This is a genomic window from Gimesia fumaroli (assembly GCF_007754425.1).
In the GTDB taxonomy this organism is placed as follows: domain Bacteria; phylum Planctomycetota; class Planctomycetia; order Planctomycetales; family Planctomycetaceae; genus Gimesia; species Gimesia fumaroli.
In genome coordinates, this window is sequence record NZ_CP037452.1 from 2628541 (window position 1) to 2646088 (window position 17548).

1 protein-coding gene is annotated in these 17548 nt (G+C 49.0%); it reads right to left on the reverse strand.

All coding sequences use genetic code 11. The features are described 5' to 3' along the window. Positions 1–17 precede the first annotated feature (17 nt). Positions 18–17294 carry a Calx-beta domain-containing protein gene (locus tag Enr17x_RS10070; RefSeq protein WP_145308308.1) on the reverse strand — a complete coding sequence of 5759 codons (17277 nt, stop codon included), beginning with the start codon at positions 17292–17294 and terminating at the stop codon, positions 18–20. Between the last annotated feature and the right edge of the window lie 254 nt (positions 17295–17548).

Sequence of the window (17548 nt, forward strand, 5' to 3'; positions counted from 1 at the left end):
ATTCGAAAGCACTTGTGTTAGAAGAATAACATCTCTGAATCGTCTTGTACTGTTGTAAAGAATGAGTCGAGATCATTATCCCAGGTTGACAGATGGCGAACGCCGGGGGCCAGCCTGTCTTGCATAGCGCCTTCATTTTCGTGTTCGTAACCGAGAATGTGTCCCAGTTCATGAAGAATGACGGTCCGAAGATCCACGAGTCCTCTGGCTTTGCTGTCGGGTAATGCGATTAATGTCAATTCGCTGGACCAGGCAAATTCGTTGTGGTCGGCAGGCGTCGTATCTGCAAACCAGCCATAGCCGGCGGCGTTGACGTCGATATAGATTGTCCCGGCGGCAGCACGGCCTAACGTGTCGTCTTTCAGGTCGACAACCTGGATATCAATGTACTCAAGCGTTTGACTCTCACTGGGGGCGAGCGCCGGGCTGATCTGATTGACGACCGACTCCAATGCCGTCTCTGCGGTGGATTGGGTGAGTGATTGTGGTGGTGTTGACGGCGGCTCGATTATCGTATCCAGTGTCAACAACTGATTCCAGGCATCGGGATAATTGTCTGGGTAGGAGACTGCTGAATTTCCCTGTTTACTTTTTCCATAATTATTAATCAATTGGATTAAATCTCGAATGTTAACATGATCGTTCTTGTCAAAATCTGCAAACCAGGCGTAGTCGGAGCTCGATTCACTGGGAACACTTCGATAAACATTGATGAATAAAACAAGATCGCGAATGTTGATTGTGTCATCGTCGTTGAGATCGAAAGGGTTGGCGAAGATACTGGCTCCGTTATCGGATCCCGGGCTTGCTGCCGTAGTGATATCGCCTTCTAAACTGACCTGAGGCGAGCTGACATCAAGCCCCAAATCATAGGGGCCGATACTCCTGCCTGGAAGATCCAGGCTGACCTGATCTCCCGTCAGCGATTCAAATTTGATTCGGGCAAAGAGAACCTGGTTCTCGACTCCCAGTCCAGAGGCATTCGTTTCTGCGGAAAGGCCTGCGACGGTTCCTGTAAGATCGTTGATCGTGCCGGCCTGGTTTTGAGTGAAGGCGTTTCCAAATTCGAACTCTGTGGCTGATGTATATTCGGTATTGTAATTGAAATCTAACGAAGCAGTGACAATTCCCCGGTTAATCGGATTTGTGGCATCGATCCAGATTTCGACCCAGTAGGAAGACCACTCGCTGACCCAGTTCTGACTTTCCGGGAGTGCGGCTAATTCTCCATTGGGTTGTGTGATCGTAGGAGAATTGACAACACGCACATTTATCTCGGCAGTGGCAATTTCATCGTCGAGAATAGTGACTTCTGCCTGACTGTCAGACAGAATTACATTGCGGCCATCGGCTTGAAGATTGAACAGATTTACCAGAAAGGTTTCATCCAGTTCGAGCAGATCGGAATCGGTGATGGAAACCGAAATCGTTTTTAGTTGATCTCCCGGATTGAAAATCACGGTACCAGTGGTACTGCTGTAATCTGCAGTGCTGACAGCGGTCTGGTCTGCGGTGGAATAGTCGATACTGACAGGCGCATCCACAGGCGAGTCCAGGGATACTGTTACCATCGCAGTGCCGACATCTTCATTCACAGTCACATCGTTGATGGAGAGAGCAGCTTGGTCATCATCTAGAATCGTGACTTGCGCTTGAGAATCAGTAAAGACGACGTCTGCCGTGCTGGATTGGATGTTGAAGAGATTCACCAGGAATGTCTCATCGATTTCAACCCGATTAGAATTAATGATGGAAATTATAATCGTTTGAGTCAGCTCACCAGGGTTGAACGTGAGCGTCCCTGAAGTGCTGCTATAATCATCAGGTTGAACGGCAGTCTGATCGGCGGTGGTGTAGTCAACGCTGATCGTTGCATCGACGGGTTGATCAAGTGAGACAGTAAGTGTGGTGGTGCCTGCATTTTCATCGACGGTAATATCGTCGATGGAGAAAGCGGCCTGATCATCGTCCTGAATCGTGACCTGCGCTTGTGAGTCAGCAAAGACGACGTCTGCCGTACTGGCTTGGATATTAGCGAGGTTCACCAGGAACGTCTCATCGATTTCAACCAGTTCGGAATCCGAGATGGCAATTGTGATGGATTGAGTCAGCTCACCGGGGTTGAACGTGAGCGTCCCTGAAGTGCTGCTATAATCATCAGGTTGAACGGCAGTCTGATCGGCGGTGGTGTAGTCAACGCTGATCGTTGCATCAACGGGTTCGTCAAGTGAGACAGTGAGCGTGGCGGTGCCTGTGTTTTCATCAACGGTAATATCGTCGATGGAGAAAGCGGCCTGATCATCGTCCTGAATCGTGACCTGCGCTTGTGAGTCAGCAAAGACGACGTCTGCCGTACTGGATTGGATATTAGCGAGGTTCACCAGGAACGTCTCATCGATTTCAACCAGCTCGGAATCCGAGATGGCAATTGTGATGGATTGAGTCAGCTCACCGGGGTTGAACGTGAGCGTCCCTGAAGTGCTGCTATAATCATCAGGTTGAACGGCAGTCTGGTCAGCGGTGGTGTAGTCAACGCTGATCGTTGCATCGACGGGTTGATCGAGTGAGACAGTGAGTGTTGCGGTGCCAGCATTTTCATCAACCGTAATATCGCCGATAGAGAAAGCGGCCTGATCATCGTCGTGAATCGTAACCTGCGCTTGTGAGTCAGCAAAGACAACGTCTGCCGTACTGGATTGTATGTTGAAGAGATTCACCAAAAACGTTTCATCCAGTTCCACCATCTCCGAATCCACGAGAGGGACTGTAATGGTTCTGAACAGGTCACCTGGATTGAAGGTCAGAGTGCCTGAGGTAGATTGAAAATCGTTGGGACTGGTGGCACTCTGGTTGGCGGTTGCATAGTCGACGGCGATTATCGTAGTGACGGGTTGATCGAGTGCAACCGTGAGTGTTGCTGTGCCGGCATTTTCGTCGACAATGGTGTCAGTAATGCTGATCGATGCCTGATCATTATCATCAATGGTGACGAGGCTCGTGCCCTGAGAGAGATTGGCTTCAACGGAAGGATTGGAAAGCACTACCGAAAATGTTTCATCCACTTCTACTTTTGTGTCACCGATGATAGGAATTGTGATGGTTTGGGTCTGCGAAGTCGAAGCAGCATGATTATCAAAAGTCAGGGTTCCGGAGACAGGTTGGTAATCATTGTCGAGAGCTGTTGCGGTTCCATCGACTGTTGTGAAATCAACAGTCAGGGGAGTCTCATAGTTACCGGGTAAAATCCCATTGGCGGTGACGGTCAAAAGCAGCGACTGCGTGCCGTTGTTGTTTTCTACGATAGTAGCATCTTCAACAGAGAACAGAGGGACTTGTTTATTGAGACTATATACACTGGATGACTGAGTGGTCGGATAATAGAGTACTCCGAAGACCAGATTGTTTCCCTGCACCGCGACAGATCCCCCCAGGCCGATCGGGTAGGGATAAAGCGATGAAGAGGCAGGGAAAACTGTCTCATTCAGGGGATTCCAGCCATTGGATCCATCGTACAGGTAGCCGGTCCATTTTGTCGTTCCAATAGCAAGCGTCGTGCCATCAAGGTCGATATCAGTTCCATAGTAATAATAACTGTTTATGCCATCGGTTCGAGAGAATTTCGTTTCGACTAAATTATTCCATCCAGCACTCCCATCATAAAGGTAGACGGCTCCTGTATTGATTGCGCCAGCTGCATCATATTCAGGGGCAGCGATCGCAATTGAATGTCCTTCAATCTCAACAGATGCGCCAAATTTATCTCCTGTTGCGCTATCTGATCCCGTGATTTTCGTTTCGATAGCAGAGTCCCAGCCTGTAATGCCTTTCTCAAACAGATAGGCTGCACCGCGGTTGTCATTTCCAGAGGCGCCGATGATGAGTTTGTCAGTATCAATGTCGAGGGACGTACCGAAGTTGTCTCCCGCGGCGCCATCCGAAGCAATGATTGTTGATTCCAGGGGGATACTCGATGACCAGTCAGCACCGTTTCTGGTGTAAACATAAACGACGCCTGACTCGCTGGCGTTACCATTTCCGTTTGGACTTCCAATGGCAATAGTCTGATCATCCAGTGCTACGATTAGTTCCTGATGGAGTACTCTGGAAGCACGATCTAACAGAGGCGTGATTGTGGGGGCGATGGTGGTCCAGTCTGATCCGTTTCGTTCATAAATGTAGACTTCCGATGTACCATTATTCAAGGTCGCGCTTACTAGAATCGTAGTGCCCTGAATTGTGACGCTCTCTCCAAAACGGTATGTCGATTCAGGTTCGGGAGCCGTGAATGATGTTTCATAGATCCAGGTATCATCATTTTCGTCAGCAGGTGTTCCGCCGTCGTTTCTGGCATAGACATAGACGACGCTGATGGCGTCTGGGTCAGAAACGAATCCCGGAGCGGTCACCAGCATATAGTTGTCATCAATAACAATTGAGTCTCCGAATACGTCACCAACATTATGTGCAGTCTCTTCCAGTGTAGGATTGATTTCCGTGGTGAATGTCCAGACGTCTGTGCCTGTTTCCTCAAACATAAATACAGCACCGCTGTCGTATCCGTCCAAACTCAGTTTAGGAGCCCCGGCAGCAATTGTCTTTCCGGAAATTGCGACACCGCTTCCTAATCCGGAGGTTTCGGTCGTCGATTTCGTGAGGACTGCTTCTGAAACCGTATTGACATCCCAGTCAAGCCCCGATTTCGTATAGACATACGCTGCTCCGAATTCCCCGACTACCAATTGGTCAGTAGTCAGAGCGATCGACTTTCCGAAATCATTGCCCATATCGTTGTTGGTGAATTGGGATTCATCCGGCGCGATGGTCGACCAGTCTGCTCCGTTCCTGGAATAGAGATAGACTGCTCCATAAAGATTGTTGTAGGCAGAGACGGCGACATCAACGCCGTTTGTGGCAACTTTGCGACCGAAGTATTGACCGGCTGAGCCATCGGATGGGGTCAGTTTCGCTTCTGTGGGAGCAAGTGTCGTCCAGTCAGCCCCATTTTTTGTGAAGACATAAGCAGAGCCGCTGCTGCTGCCATAGTCGTCATCATGTTGTGAGCCAACGACGATTAAGTCACCATAAATCGAAACGGAAGTACCGAATTTATCTCCCTGTGCGAGATCAGCGGGAAGCAGTTGTTGGATCTGTGGTGCTGACCAGTTGCCTCCCGTTTTTTCAAAGATATAAGCAGCACCCGCACTGGATGCGGCGGATCTGTCATTGTAGGCACCCGCAACAATGGTGTTTTCGAAGATGGAAACAGAATTACCTAAGGAGGCAGAATCAGGTATTCCGGTAACTGTCAGGGTTTCAACGAGTGGGGCCTCGGTTTTCCAGTCATCACCCACTTTTGTATAGACATAGACGGCTCCTGCATAGGGGGAACCATCCAAAGTTCTCTCTGCTCCTACAACGATTGTGTCGCCATCGATGGCAACAGATGAGCCAAATGCCGATCCCAGATAAGCTCCGCCAGCCTGAGGAAAAGTGGGGAGGAAAAATGTTTCGAATTCCCAGGTATCGTCTGTGTTGTCTAAGGGAGTCTCCTGGTCATTTCTCACATAGATATAGACTGCTCCTGCGGCATTCCCACTGGCTGAATTCTCTGGAACCCCGACGACCATGACATCACCATCAATGGCAATTTGAGAGCCGACCCTGTCATATGTATGATCCGCATAAAGGGGATCTGCATAATGAGTTCCCATGTGGATGTATTCAGTATCATCGTTCAGTAATAACAGTTCTCCCTCCAGGACTGGAACGTCACCCTTTAACGTGCTGCCTGCTGTCGGATTGGTCAAACGCCCGATAATGGTTTCCGTAAGTTCATGATACTGATCTCCGTTGACCGAAAATAAAACATTCGAGTATTGAGATGTGGCAGTGGGGCTGGCGCTAAAGGTGAGAGTGCGCGAGAGTGATGTGTAATCTTCTCCTGCAATCGCGGTTCCATCAACTGTGGTGAAATCGATGGTTGTCGCAAAATTCAGATCTCCGGCATTTTCTCCTGTTCGAGTGATTCGAAAGTAAATATTTTTAGTGCCATCATTTCCTTCAAGAAAGGACGTGGCTTCTATATTAAACACCGAATTCGGAGGACGATCGATAATGGTGACTACAGCCTGGCTATCATCCAGAACGACATCAAATCCGTTGTTCTGCAGACCAGTCAGGTTGACCAGAAACGATTCGTCCGGTTCCACGAGTCCGGAATAGATTAAAGGCACAGTGAACGTTTTGGTTTGATCACCCGGATTAAAAGTTAATGTTCCAGAAACGCTCATGTAATCTTCAGTTTCAGTTGCGCTTTGATCTGCGGTGGAATAGCCAACACTGATTGTGGTTTCAACCGGTTGATCAAGCGAAACAGTGAGTGTGACTGTTCCCACTGCTTCATCAACAGAAGTGTCAGCAATGGTTAAGCTTGCTTGATCATTATTCCGAATCGTGATGCTGCCCTGATTGTCTGTGAGAACGACATTTGCGTCGTTGGACTGCAGATTCAGGAGATTGACAAAAAACGTTTCATCGAGTTCGACCAGATTTTCATCATTGATTGAAACTGTGATCGTTTTGGAAGTTTCAAGAGGATTGAATGTCAGTGTGCCTGTTGTGGACTGATAATCAGAGCTACTGGAAGTTGCAGAACCATCTGCAGTGGTGTAATCAACACTGATGCTGGTATCGACAGGATTGTCGAGTGAGACCGTGAGCGAGGCTGTGCCGTCGTTTTCATCGACGGTGATATCTGTGATGGAGATGGCGGCCTGATCATCATCTGTAATCGTAACGTAGGCTAGATTGTCTGAGAAAATCACGTCAGCGGTACCAGACTGAATATTTGCCAGGTTTACCAGGAAGGTTTCATCAAGTTCCACCAGATTGGTATCTGTAATCGAAATGGTGAAGGTTTTGGTCAGTTCACCCGGACTGAAGCTCAGGGTGCCTGAAGCACCAACATAGTCGTCGGTTTCTATTGCCGAATTATCAGCGGTGGCATAGTCGACCAGCACCGTTGTAGCTACAGGTTGATCGAGTGAGACCGTCAGGGTTACCGTGCCAGCGTCTTCGTTGACGGTGACGTCGCCGATGGAAAGCTGTGCCTGGTCATTATCGTGAATTGTCACCTCAGCCTGATCGTCGGCAAAGACTACATCAAATCCGTCCGCCTGGATGCCTGAGAGATTGACGAAGAAGGATTCCTCATTTTCGACGAGATCTGAATCGATGATGGGGATCTCTAAAATTTGGGTTTGTTGTCCTGCTATGATAGGCAGAAGTCCCGAGCTGTTCTCGTAATCGAGCAGGTCCACTGCCGTCTGGTCTGTCATCGTGAAATCAAAGAAGACATCGGTATAGACAATTCGATCGAGTGAGACTGTCAGGGTGGCTATGCCGGCATCTTCATCAACGGCCACGTCGTCAATCGAGATCGCGGCTTGATCAATTTCGTGAATGGTTACTTGAGCCTGGTCATCGGCGAAAATAACGTTGCGTCCCCCGGCCTGAATTCCGGAGAGATTGACCAGGAAGGTTTCATCGTATTCGACGGACTCTGAATCAGTGATTGGGATGACAATCGTCTGCGACTGCACGCCGGGATTGAAGGTGATTGTACCGGTCGTTTGGTTATAGTCTGTGGAACTGGTTGCGCTCTGGTCGGCGGTTGCAAAGTCGACGGTCACTGTCGTGTCAACCGGGTCACTCAGTGAAACATTGACTGTGACAGTGCCAGCATCTTCGTCGACGATGGAATCATTGATTGAAATGAAGGCCGGATCATTATTCAGGATCGTGACAGTCGAGGACGGATTGAGAATATGAGCATGTCCTGTGGCATTCAGTAGTTCGATTGAGAATGTTTCGTCTGCTTCAAAGACTGTGTCGCCGTATATGCGGACCGAAATCGTTTGTGACTGACTGGAGGCTGCTGGATCGCTGTTAAAGGTGAGTGTACCACTGGTGCTCTGATAATCGCCGTCAGCGACTGTAGCAGAACCATCTGCAGTCTGAAAATCAACGGTCGCTGCATAGATCAAATCACCTGCTTTGGTGGCTGTGCGCGTTACAGTCGCTGTGATCAGACGCGAGCCGTCGTCTTCTTCTGTGATGGTGACGTTTTCAATTGAGATGGGTGGGTTTTGCGGCAGCCCGTAGACATAAACCGAGCCTGCATTCTCGACTCCTTGGTTATCACGATAAGCACCAAGAAAGAGAGTATCATCTGAGATAGTGAATCTTCTCGCAAATCGATCATAGGCTTCCGCATCAGGGGAACTGATTTTCTGCTGTTCAACCCAGTCCTGTCCTTCCTCCTTGAAGACATATACGGCCCCGTTTTCGATCTCGACAGTCGGATCTGATAGACTACTTATATAGATATGACGATTATGTATTTTGACATTTGTTCCGAAGAAGGTATTCAGCGCGGCGTCTGATGCGACTAAGGACTGTATCGGAGCCCATAAACCACTTTCAGGGTCGAGCTCATAAAGAATGGCTTTACCCGCACTTTGCGCTGAATTATGGCCAGAGAGAGCAGGGGCACCAACTAAGAGCAGGTTTCCCTCAAGGCTGACAGAACCCCCAAATTCTCCGTTGGAAGCGGGTAAAGAATCATTCAACTTCTGAGCAAGAGTCCAATTACCCTCTGTCTCTCTAAAAATATAAACGGCTCCACTTGCGCTAAGCGTATCAGTCTCCCTGCGGGACCCAATGACAATGGTGGAATTTTCAATGGCGATGGAAGATCCAAAGAACGCCTGTTCCTGTGGTGAGTCTGAAGTCAATTTTGCCGTCTCGGACCAAAAGCCATTGACTCGCTGAAATACAAACGCAGCGCCGGTATAGCTATCAATCGAATAGGAACTTGCCACAATCGTGTCACCTTCGATGGTAACGATCTCTCCAAAAAAACCGCCGTTGGTTGTATCGGAAACGATCAATTTCTGCTGGAAGCTCCAAATTCCATTTGAGCGAGTATAAACATAAAGAGCCCCGATATTGTCAGTCGTGCCATCACCAAACTGAGCTCCCACGACGGCGGTATCGCCACTGATGGCGACTGACCAGCCAAATCGGTCCGGTGTGCTGTCGGCATCAGGAGCCAGTAATGTTGCCTGATAGTCCCAGGTATCGTCGCCTGTATATTCCGGGGTTCCCTGGTCATTTCTGACATAGATAAAGACGCCCCCCTGGCTGGAATATGTTTCATTCCAAAACAAGGCACTGGAGATCAGTGTGTCTCCATCAACGGCGACGTCATATCCAAAGTTGTCATTGATGCCTGGGGTTCCTTCAGCATGCAGCTTGGACTTCAGTTCCAAATCGCCGAGGTCATCGTCCTGGATCGTGACGGTTCCCAGGTTATCAGCCAGGACTACATTCAATCCGCCAGAGTGCAAATTGCTGAGTTGTACATCGAAAGTTTCTGGCAGTTCCACAGTCGCACTGTCAACCAGATCAATCACGATGGTTTGATACACCGAGCCCGGATTGAAAGTGAGTGTGCCGGTCTGATTTAGATAATCACCAGGAGCAGTTGCGCTCTGGCCGATGGTCGAATAATCTACCGTAACCGCTGTGTCAACCGGTTTGTCGAGAGAGACCGTCAGAGTAGCCGTTCCTGCCGCTTCATTGACGATCACATCATTTACAGAAAGACTTGCCTGATCGTCATCGAGAATGGTAATTTGGGCCTGATTATCGCCGATGACCACGTTTCGACCATTCGCATCAATTCCGGTCAGGTTGATTAAATAGCTTTCCGGATTTTCGACCAGGTCCGAATCGATGATCGGGAACCCCAGTTTTTGTGTTTGTTTTCCCCAGGTGATGACGAAGACGCCAGACCTGTTCACATAGTCCTGATCGGCGACTGCTGTCTGTTCGGTCATGGAGTAGTTCAGGAAAATATCAGCTTTGACAGGATTACTGACTGAAAAAGTGAGTGTCGCCAATCCTACATCTTCATCAACGATGATATCGTCGACGGTAATCACTGCCTGATCGTCCTCTCGAATTGTGACCCGTGCCTGATCGTCTGCAAAGATCACGTCGTTCCCATTAGCCTGTATGTTCGCCAGGTTGACGAAAAAGAATCTGCCATCGAGCTCAACCCAGTCTGAGTCAATGATCGAAATGGAGATTGTCCTGGACTGTTCTCCCGGGTCAAAGCTGATCGTGCCTGAAGTAGCTACATAATGGAGAGAACTGATGGCAGACAGGTTTGCGGTAGAGTAATCAACGCTGACGATGGTATCGACAGGCTGATCAAGTGAGACAGTCAGTGTGGCCATTCCGGCATCTTCATCGACTTCAACATCATTGATTGAAAGAGTTGGGAAATCGTTGCTCAAAATCGTGACTTCTGCCTGATCGACAGCGAAATCTACATTGAATCCATTCTGTTCCAGGTTCGAGAGTTGAACAAAAAACGATTCTGACTGTTCGTAGAGGTCATCATTTATAATTGTCAGGTTGATAGTTTTTGTGGTCTCGCCCGGGTTGAAAGTGACTGTGCCCGTAGTTGGGGTATAATCAGAATTGTTGAGGGCCGTTCCGTCGAGCGTTGCAAAATCGAGAGATACTGTGGTCGCGACCGGATGGCTCAGCGAGACGGTAAGCATTGCTGTTCCTGCGTCTTCATCGACTGAGATGTCATTGATGGAAACGCTGGCCTGATCATTATTCCGAATTGTGATGCTGCCCTGATTGTCTGTGAGAACGACATTTGCGTCGTTGGACTGCAGATTCAGGAGATTGACAAAAAACGTTTCATCGAGTTCGACGAGATTTTCATCATTGATTGAAACTGTGATCGTTTTGGAAGTTTCAAGCGGATTGAATGTCAGTGTGCCTGTTGTGGACTGATAATCAGAGCTACTGGAAGTTGCAGAACCATCTGCGGTGGTGTAATCAACACTGATGCTGGTGTCGACAGGATTGTCGAGTGAGACCGTGAGCGTGGCAGTGCCGTCGTTTTCATCGACGGTGAGATCGCTGATGGAGATGGCTGCCTGATCATCATCTGTAATCGTAACGTAGGCTAGATTGTCTGAGAAAATTACGTCAGCGGTACCAGACTGAATATTTGCCAGGTTTACCAGGAAGGTTTCATCAAGTTCCACCAGATTGGTATCTGTAATCGAAATAGTGAAGGTTTTGGTCAGTTCGTAAGGATTGAAGTTCAGGACACCGGAAGCTTCAACATAGTCGGCAGTTTTCGTTGCCGAATTATCTGCTGTGGCGAAGTTGACCATGACTGTTGCTGCCACAGGTTGATCGAGTGAGGCAGTCAGGGTCACTGTGCCGGCGTCTTCATTAACGGTGACGTCAGCGATGGAAATCTGTGCTTGATCGTCATCTGTAATGGTAATGTCTGCGGTGTCATCTTCGATTCGGCCAGGGCCGGTGGCATTAGAAAGGACCACTGAAAACGCTTTATCCAGTTCAACCAGTGTATCGCCGAAGATTTCGATTGAGATTGTTTCCGTTTGTGTCAGGGCAGTGGGGTCGCTACTAAAGTTGAGTGTGCCGGAACTGGTCTGATACTCACCACCGGCTACTGTCGCGGTGCCGTCGAGGGTAGTGAAATCAACTGTAGCAGGAAGTAACAGGTCACCTGCATGGGATGCGGTGCGGGTCACTTCGATGTTGATGAATCGAGAGCCGTTATCTCCTTCGGTAAATACGGCATCGCTGATGGTGATTGCGGGAGGTTTGGGACCAAAGTGATAGATAGATCCCGTATTATCCAGGCCATCGTCATCATAGTAGGAACTCACGAGCAGACTGCCGTTTGTGATTCCGATGGCTTTACCAAAGGTGTCTCCCTCGACGGCATCTGGTGAAATTAGTTTCTGGTCCTGGACCCAGTTTGCCCCCTGTTTGACAAAGGTGTAAACCACACCGTTGCTAACCGCCGTATCAGGATCCCTCAGAGTTCCAATGGCAATCAGATTGTCCTGAATCCTGACTTGTCGTCCAAAATAGGCGCTTTCGCTGCCGTCAGTAGGAATCAATGTTTGTGATTCACTCCACAAGCCTGTACTGGAATCGAAGGTAAACAGAATGGCTTTACCGCTATTGACAGCACTGACGAAAGTGCCAGGATTGCCAATAATCAGATTCTCTCCTTCAATTGACAGAGAAGTTCCGAAGAGTGCATTTAAAGTTGGAGTGGAAGCCTTTAGTTTTTGGGTTTCAGTCCAGTTTCCCGCGAATTGGCGGAAAATATAGACTGCACCGCTTTGACCGAATGTTTCTGAATCCCGATAGGAGCCAATCACAATGGTGGCGCCTTCGATGTCGATGGAACTTCCAAATTGCTGGCCTGTAGTGGCATCAGAGGGTATCAGCTTTGTGGTTTCTGACCAGACGCCATTGGAACGCTGAAAGACATAAGCGGCTCCGGTATAAGCATTGTTGCGCAGAGAGCCGACAACAATCGTATCTCCCTCAATTGCGACGACCTGACCAAAAAAGTCATCTGTGACGGCATCCGATGCTGTCAGTTCCTGCTGGAATGACCAGGTTGTTCCAGTGCGGGTAAAGACATAAACCGAACCACTGTTGGGGACACCCTCCTGGCCGGTCACTGCACTGACGACTGCCGTATCGCCGCTGATGGCTACCGACCAGCCGAAGCGATCAAAATAGGCTGCATCAGGGGCAAGTAACGTCGCCTGGTAGTCCCAGGTATCATCCGACAGGTCGTCCGAAGTCCCCTGTTGGTTGCGGACATAGACAAAGGCACCACCCTGATTTTCAACCGAATCATTCCAGAATGGAGCGCCCGAAATCATGGTATCGCCATCAACGGCGATCTCATTTCCCAGGTGGTCTCCCTCGTGTATCGTTCCGACGGCATGGATCTTCGATTTGAATTCCAGTTCGTACTGCTGGTCGTCATCTTCGATTGTGACCGTGCCGCTACCATCCAGGATACTTGTCAGGAAACCAGCGCTCTGGAGATTACTGAGAGCGACATCAAACGTTTCATCGAGTTCAACCAGATCATCATCAGGAATATCTACAGTGATGGTCTGGGTCTGTTGGCCGGCAGTGAAGTTCAACGTACCGCTGGTGGCTAAATAATCTGTACCCGCGAGTGCGGAGCCAGCGCTGGTAGTGTAGTCTACCGTCGCATTTCCAGGCAGAGGTTGATTGAACGAAACTGTTACCGTGGCTGTTCCAGCATCTTCGTTGACGCTGACATCAGAAATGGAGAGTAAGGCTGTGTCATTGTCATTAATCGTGACCACAGCCGTTCCTTCGGAGAAGTCAGAGGCTACCGACGGATTCGACAAAATGACGGAGAAGGATTCGGCAAGTTCGACCTTTGTATCTCCGTTGATCAGAATCGAGATCGTCTGGGTCTGGGTCGCGAGAGGGGAATCTTCGTCAAAATAGAGTGTGCCGGACAAGGGTTGATAATCGTTGTCTGCTGCAGTCGCGGTGCCGTCGACGGTGGCGAAATCGATGGAGATTGGCTGATTATATATTCCATCTGGGATGTCACTGACTGAGACGGTCAGATTCAGTGTCTGGCTACCGTTATCACTTTCCGTAATGCTGGCATCATCGATGCTGAAGCTGGGAGTCTGCTGATTATAGCTATAGACTTTGCTGGTGGTAGTACTTTCGTTTCCTACAACGCCTGCAACAAAATTATTTCCTTGAATCGTAACTGTGGACCCGAAGCCCGAGCCATATAATGGAGAACTGGTGCTGTAGGAGATCTTTGTTTCATTCAGCGGGTTCCAGTTCGATACATTATCATAAATATAAGCGACTCTTTTACTGTAGTGAGTTCCTACAACAAGAGTTTGTCCATCAAGGCTCAGGGTGTTCCCGAAATTATCATAACCATTTCCCGTTGTACGCGAAAATCGGGTGACGTTCGGTTGATCCCATCCTGCGCTACCATCAAAAAGATAGACGGCTCCCACATTCGTTGACGCGCCATCATACTCAGGAGCAGAAATGGCAACGGTATTGCCATCGATGGCGACTGTGGTTCCAAACTTGTCGTTTAAACTGATGTCATATCCAATCAGTCTGGTTTCGATCGCTGTGTCCCAGCCCGTTATCCCCCGTTGATAGAGATAGGCTGCGCCGCGACCTGCATGTTCTGAAGCGCCGATCAGAATCGTTTCACCGTCAATCGCGACTGAAATTCCAAACTGATCACCCGCCGCGCCATCGGAGGCGAACAGGATTGATTCTGAAGGGGGAAGGGTTGACCAGTCAGCCCCATTTTTCGTGTAGACGTAGACAGCGCCGGACAGGACAGAATTTCCGGTCGCGCTCTGGTTACCGACGACGATGGTATCGCCATCGATGGCGATGGTCGAATCAGGACTGAGGTTTCTGAAAACAGATGAGAGCAGAGCGGTTACGGTTGGTGCGATGGTTGTCCAGTCGCTCCCATTTTTCTCATAGAGGTATACTTCCGAGGTATTGTTATCGAGAGTCGCGCTGATCAGAATGACTTCGCCGTCAATCGCGATCTGGTCTCCAAAACTATGTGTCTGAACGGGGTTGGGCGCGGTGAGGGATGTGAGAAAATCCCAGGTGTCATCGGTATTGTCTGCTGCAGTACCAGCATCATTTCGCTGATAGAGATAGACCACTCCATCGGAGGCCAGACTGGAATCTGTTCCGGGAGCAGTGATCAACATATAATTGCCTTTGATGACAATGTCTTTTCCGATGGCATCTCCCGCATTATGGGCGGTCGTAACCTGGTCTGGTCCGACTTCACTGCGCTGAATCCAGTTTTCTGCTCCTGTATCCTGGAAGACGTAAGCCGCCCCGCTGCCTGCGCCATCAAAATCGATATTGGGGGCGCCAGCGACGATGGTGTCTCCCGAAATTGCAACGGCATCCCCCAGATTTTCGTGTTGTGTTTGATTTGATGTGATTGTCAGTATCGATTCATTCACAGTGCCCGGATCCCAGACACTGTTGCTTTGACTGAAGACATGGACTGTTCCGTGATCACCTCCACCAATGCTGCCAACGACCAGCCGGTCCGAACCGAGTGCGACCGAGGATCCGAAATAGTCGTCTTGGGCCTGGCCAGTGAATTCGATCTCAGTGGGAGCAAGCGTCGTCCAGTCTGAGCCGTTTGGGGAGTACAGGTAAGCCGACCCGGTACCGTATCCAAAATCATCTGTTTGATGTGCACCGACGGCGACATCAACACCATTTGTCGTCACTGAATATCCGAAGTAGTCATAGGAACTTGCATCCGAAGCAGTCAACTTTGCTTCAACCGGCGCATTCGTGATCCAGTCAGCGCCATTTTTTGTGAAGACATAGGCTGATCCACTGTCGACGCTGGAAGTATTATCCTTGGGAGCTCCGACAACGATCAGGTTGTCTTGAATGGAAACCGCCGCCCCAAAAAAATCATTTTGATCAAGATCCGATGATGTTAACTGCCTGATATCGGGAGTGCTCCAGTCCAAACCATTTTTCTCAAAGATGTAAGCTGCTCCCCCGGCTGAAACGACGGAATGATCGGATCTGGCACCGACTACGATTGTATCCTGATAGATGGAAACGGCAGAACCGAAGTAACTCGTGTTGTAGGTTCCTGAAACATCAAGTGTTTCGACCAGGGGCGCTACTGTTTTCCAGTCACTGCCTGAGCGGGTATAGATGAAAACAAGTCCTCGATTGGTTGTATCAACGTATGCTGATTCAGCACCGACCACAATCGTATCGCCCTCAATGGCAACAGACGAACCAAAGCGTGTGGCATACTGGCCGCCTGTGGACGGGGGGATTTCGGGTAATAAAGCGGTTTCATATTCCCAGGTATCGTCTGATTCGTCTAAAGGAGTTCCCTGCTGGTTCCGTACATAAATGTAAACGGCTCCTTCGTTATCTCCATTCGCAGAATTGTCAGGCGCACCGACAACCATCACATTTCCATCGATTGCAATCTGGCTTCCATATCGGTCATAGGTATGATTTGCATACAGCGGGTCTGCCAGGAGTTGTTCCTGAAAAGCAAAATCAGTGTCATCATTCAGGATATACGCAGTTCCATCGAGGCTGGGAACATTCCCTTTTAAAACACTGCCTCCGGTCGGGTTACTCAGGCGGACGTTGAAGGTTTCAGTCAGCTCTTTATAGAAATCGCCTGAGATGGAAATTAAGATGTTTTTCGATTGGGAAGTCGCCGTCGCGCTGGCGGAAAAACTAAGTGTCCCCGTTTTGGCTGTGTAATCTTCACCAGCGATCGCGGTTCCATCGATGGTCGTATAGTCAACAGTAGTCGCAAAATTTAAATCTCCAGGACTGGCACCGGTGCGGGTAACACGAACCACCATATTCAGGGTACCATCATCGCCTTCAGAAAAGTAGGTATCTTCGATACTGAAGACCGACCCTGGCACAGCATCATCATTTACAATCGTACCGGTTCCTGTAGCGTCCGAAACGGTTAACGCTCCTGGAAGAGTCATTCCGTCCAGTTGAGGATCACTGATGACGACAGAAAACGTTTCATCGGATTCTTGAGTGTTGTCATCATGGACATAAATGGTAACAGACGTGGATAAGTCGCCCGCTTTGATTGTGACCAGTTGATTATTCAGAAACGTATAATCACTGTGATCCGCTGTGCCCGTCTGTGTCGTCACGCGAAAAGAAATATCAGCGCCAGCGACTTCAGAAAGTGAGACGTTAAAGGTGAATGGCTCATTTTCGAGCGCGGTGGCGTCGCTGATGCTGAGAGAAACAGAGTCATTGTTGACGATGGTCGCGATTCCAGTATCGTCTGCGATTGTCGTTCCGGGACTGCTGTTTAATAAAAGCAGTTGAAATGTTTCATCGGTTTCTGTCAGCGTGTCCCCATTAACGGAGACGGTGATGATTTGTGTCTGAGTGAGTCCGGTAGGGTCCGCAGTGAAGACGAGTGTTCCGGACTGCGCAATATAGTCGGCATCAGCTAGCGCCGCAGTTCCATCCTGTGTTGAAAAGTTGACGGTTGCGATACTGTTAAGGTCACCAGCACTATTCCCGCTACGTGTTACTGTAAACACGACGTTTGATGTTCCGCTATCACTTTCGCTGATTGAAACATCATCAATGCTGAACAATGAGGTCAGTAACGTACGATCTTCAAGGAGTTCGACGATGTTGACTGACTGGGATTGATAGCGTCGCTGCCGATGTGAAACATGTTGGCGGCGCCAGAGTGATCTTCGCTGGTGAGTGCGACTTGAGCGGCAACGATTTACTATCGACTTAAGCCAGTTCGTAAGCAACATGTGATAAAGGCCCTTATCCAGTTTATTTTTTTAATTTGTATTAACAGGTGGTGGGTCGTCTTTAAAGAAAGGAGGTGGTGATGAGCTTTTGTGTAAAGTGTAGTGGTGATTGAAATTAAGGTTCAGTGTATACTTCTGATACAGTAGTATAAACAACGTTACCAATACTCCGTTGGTTAGGCTAGTTAATTATTTAATTATTTATAGAATTTCACACTCTGCAAAAGACAGGATGAATATTGCTTTGGGGGTCA

Coding starts and splice junctions, on each gene's coding strand:
- Enr17x_RS10070 (WP_145308308.1), bottom strand. CDS start 17,294: ATGTTGCTTACGAACTGGCTTAAGTCGATAGTAAATCGTTGCCGCTCA.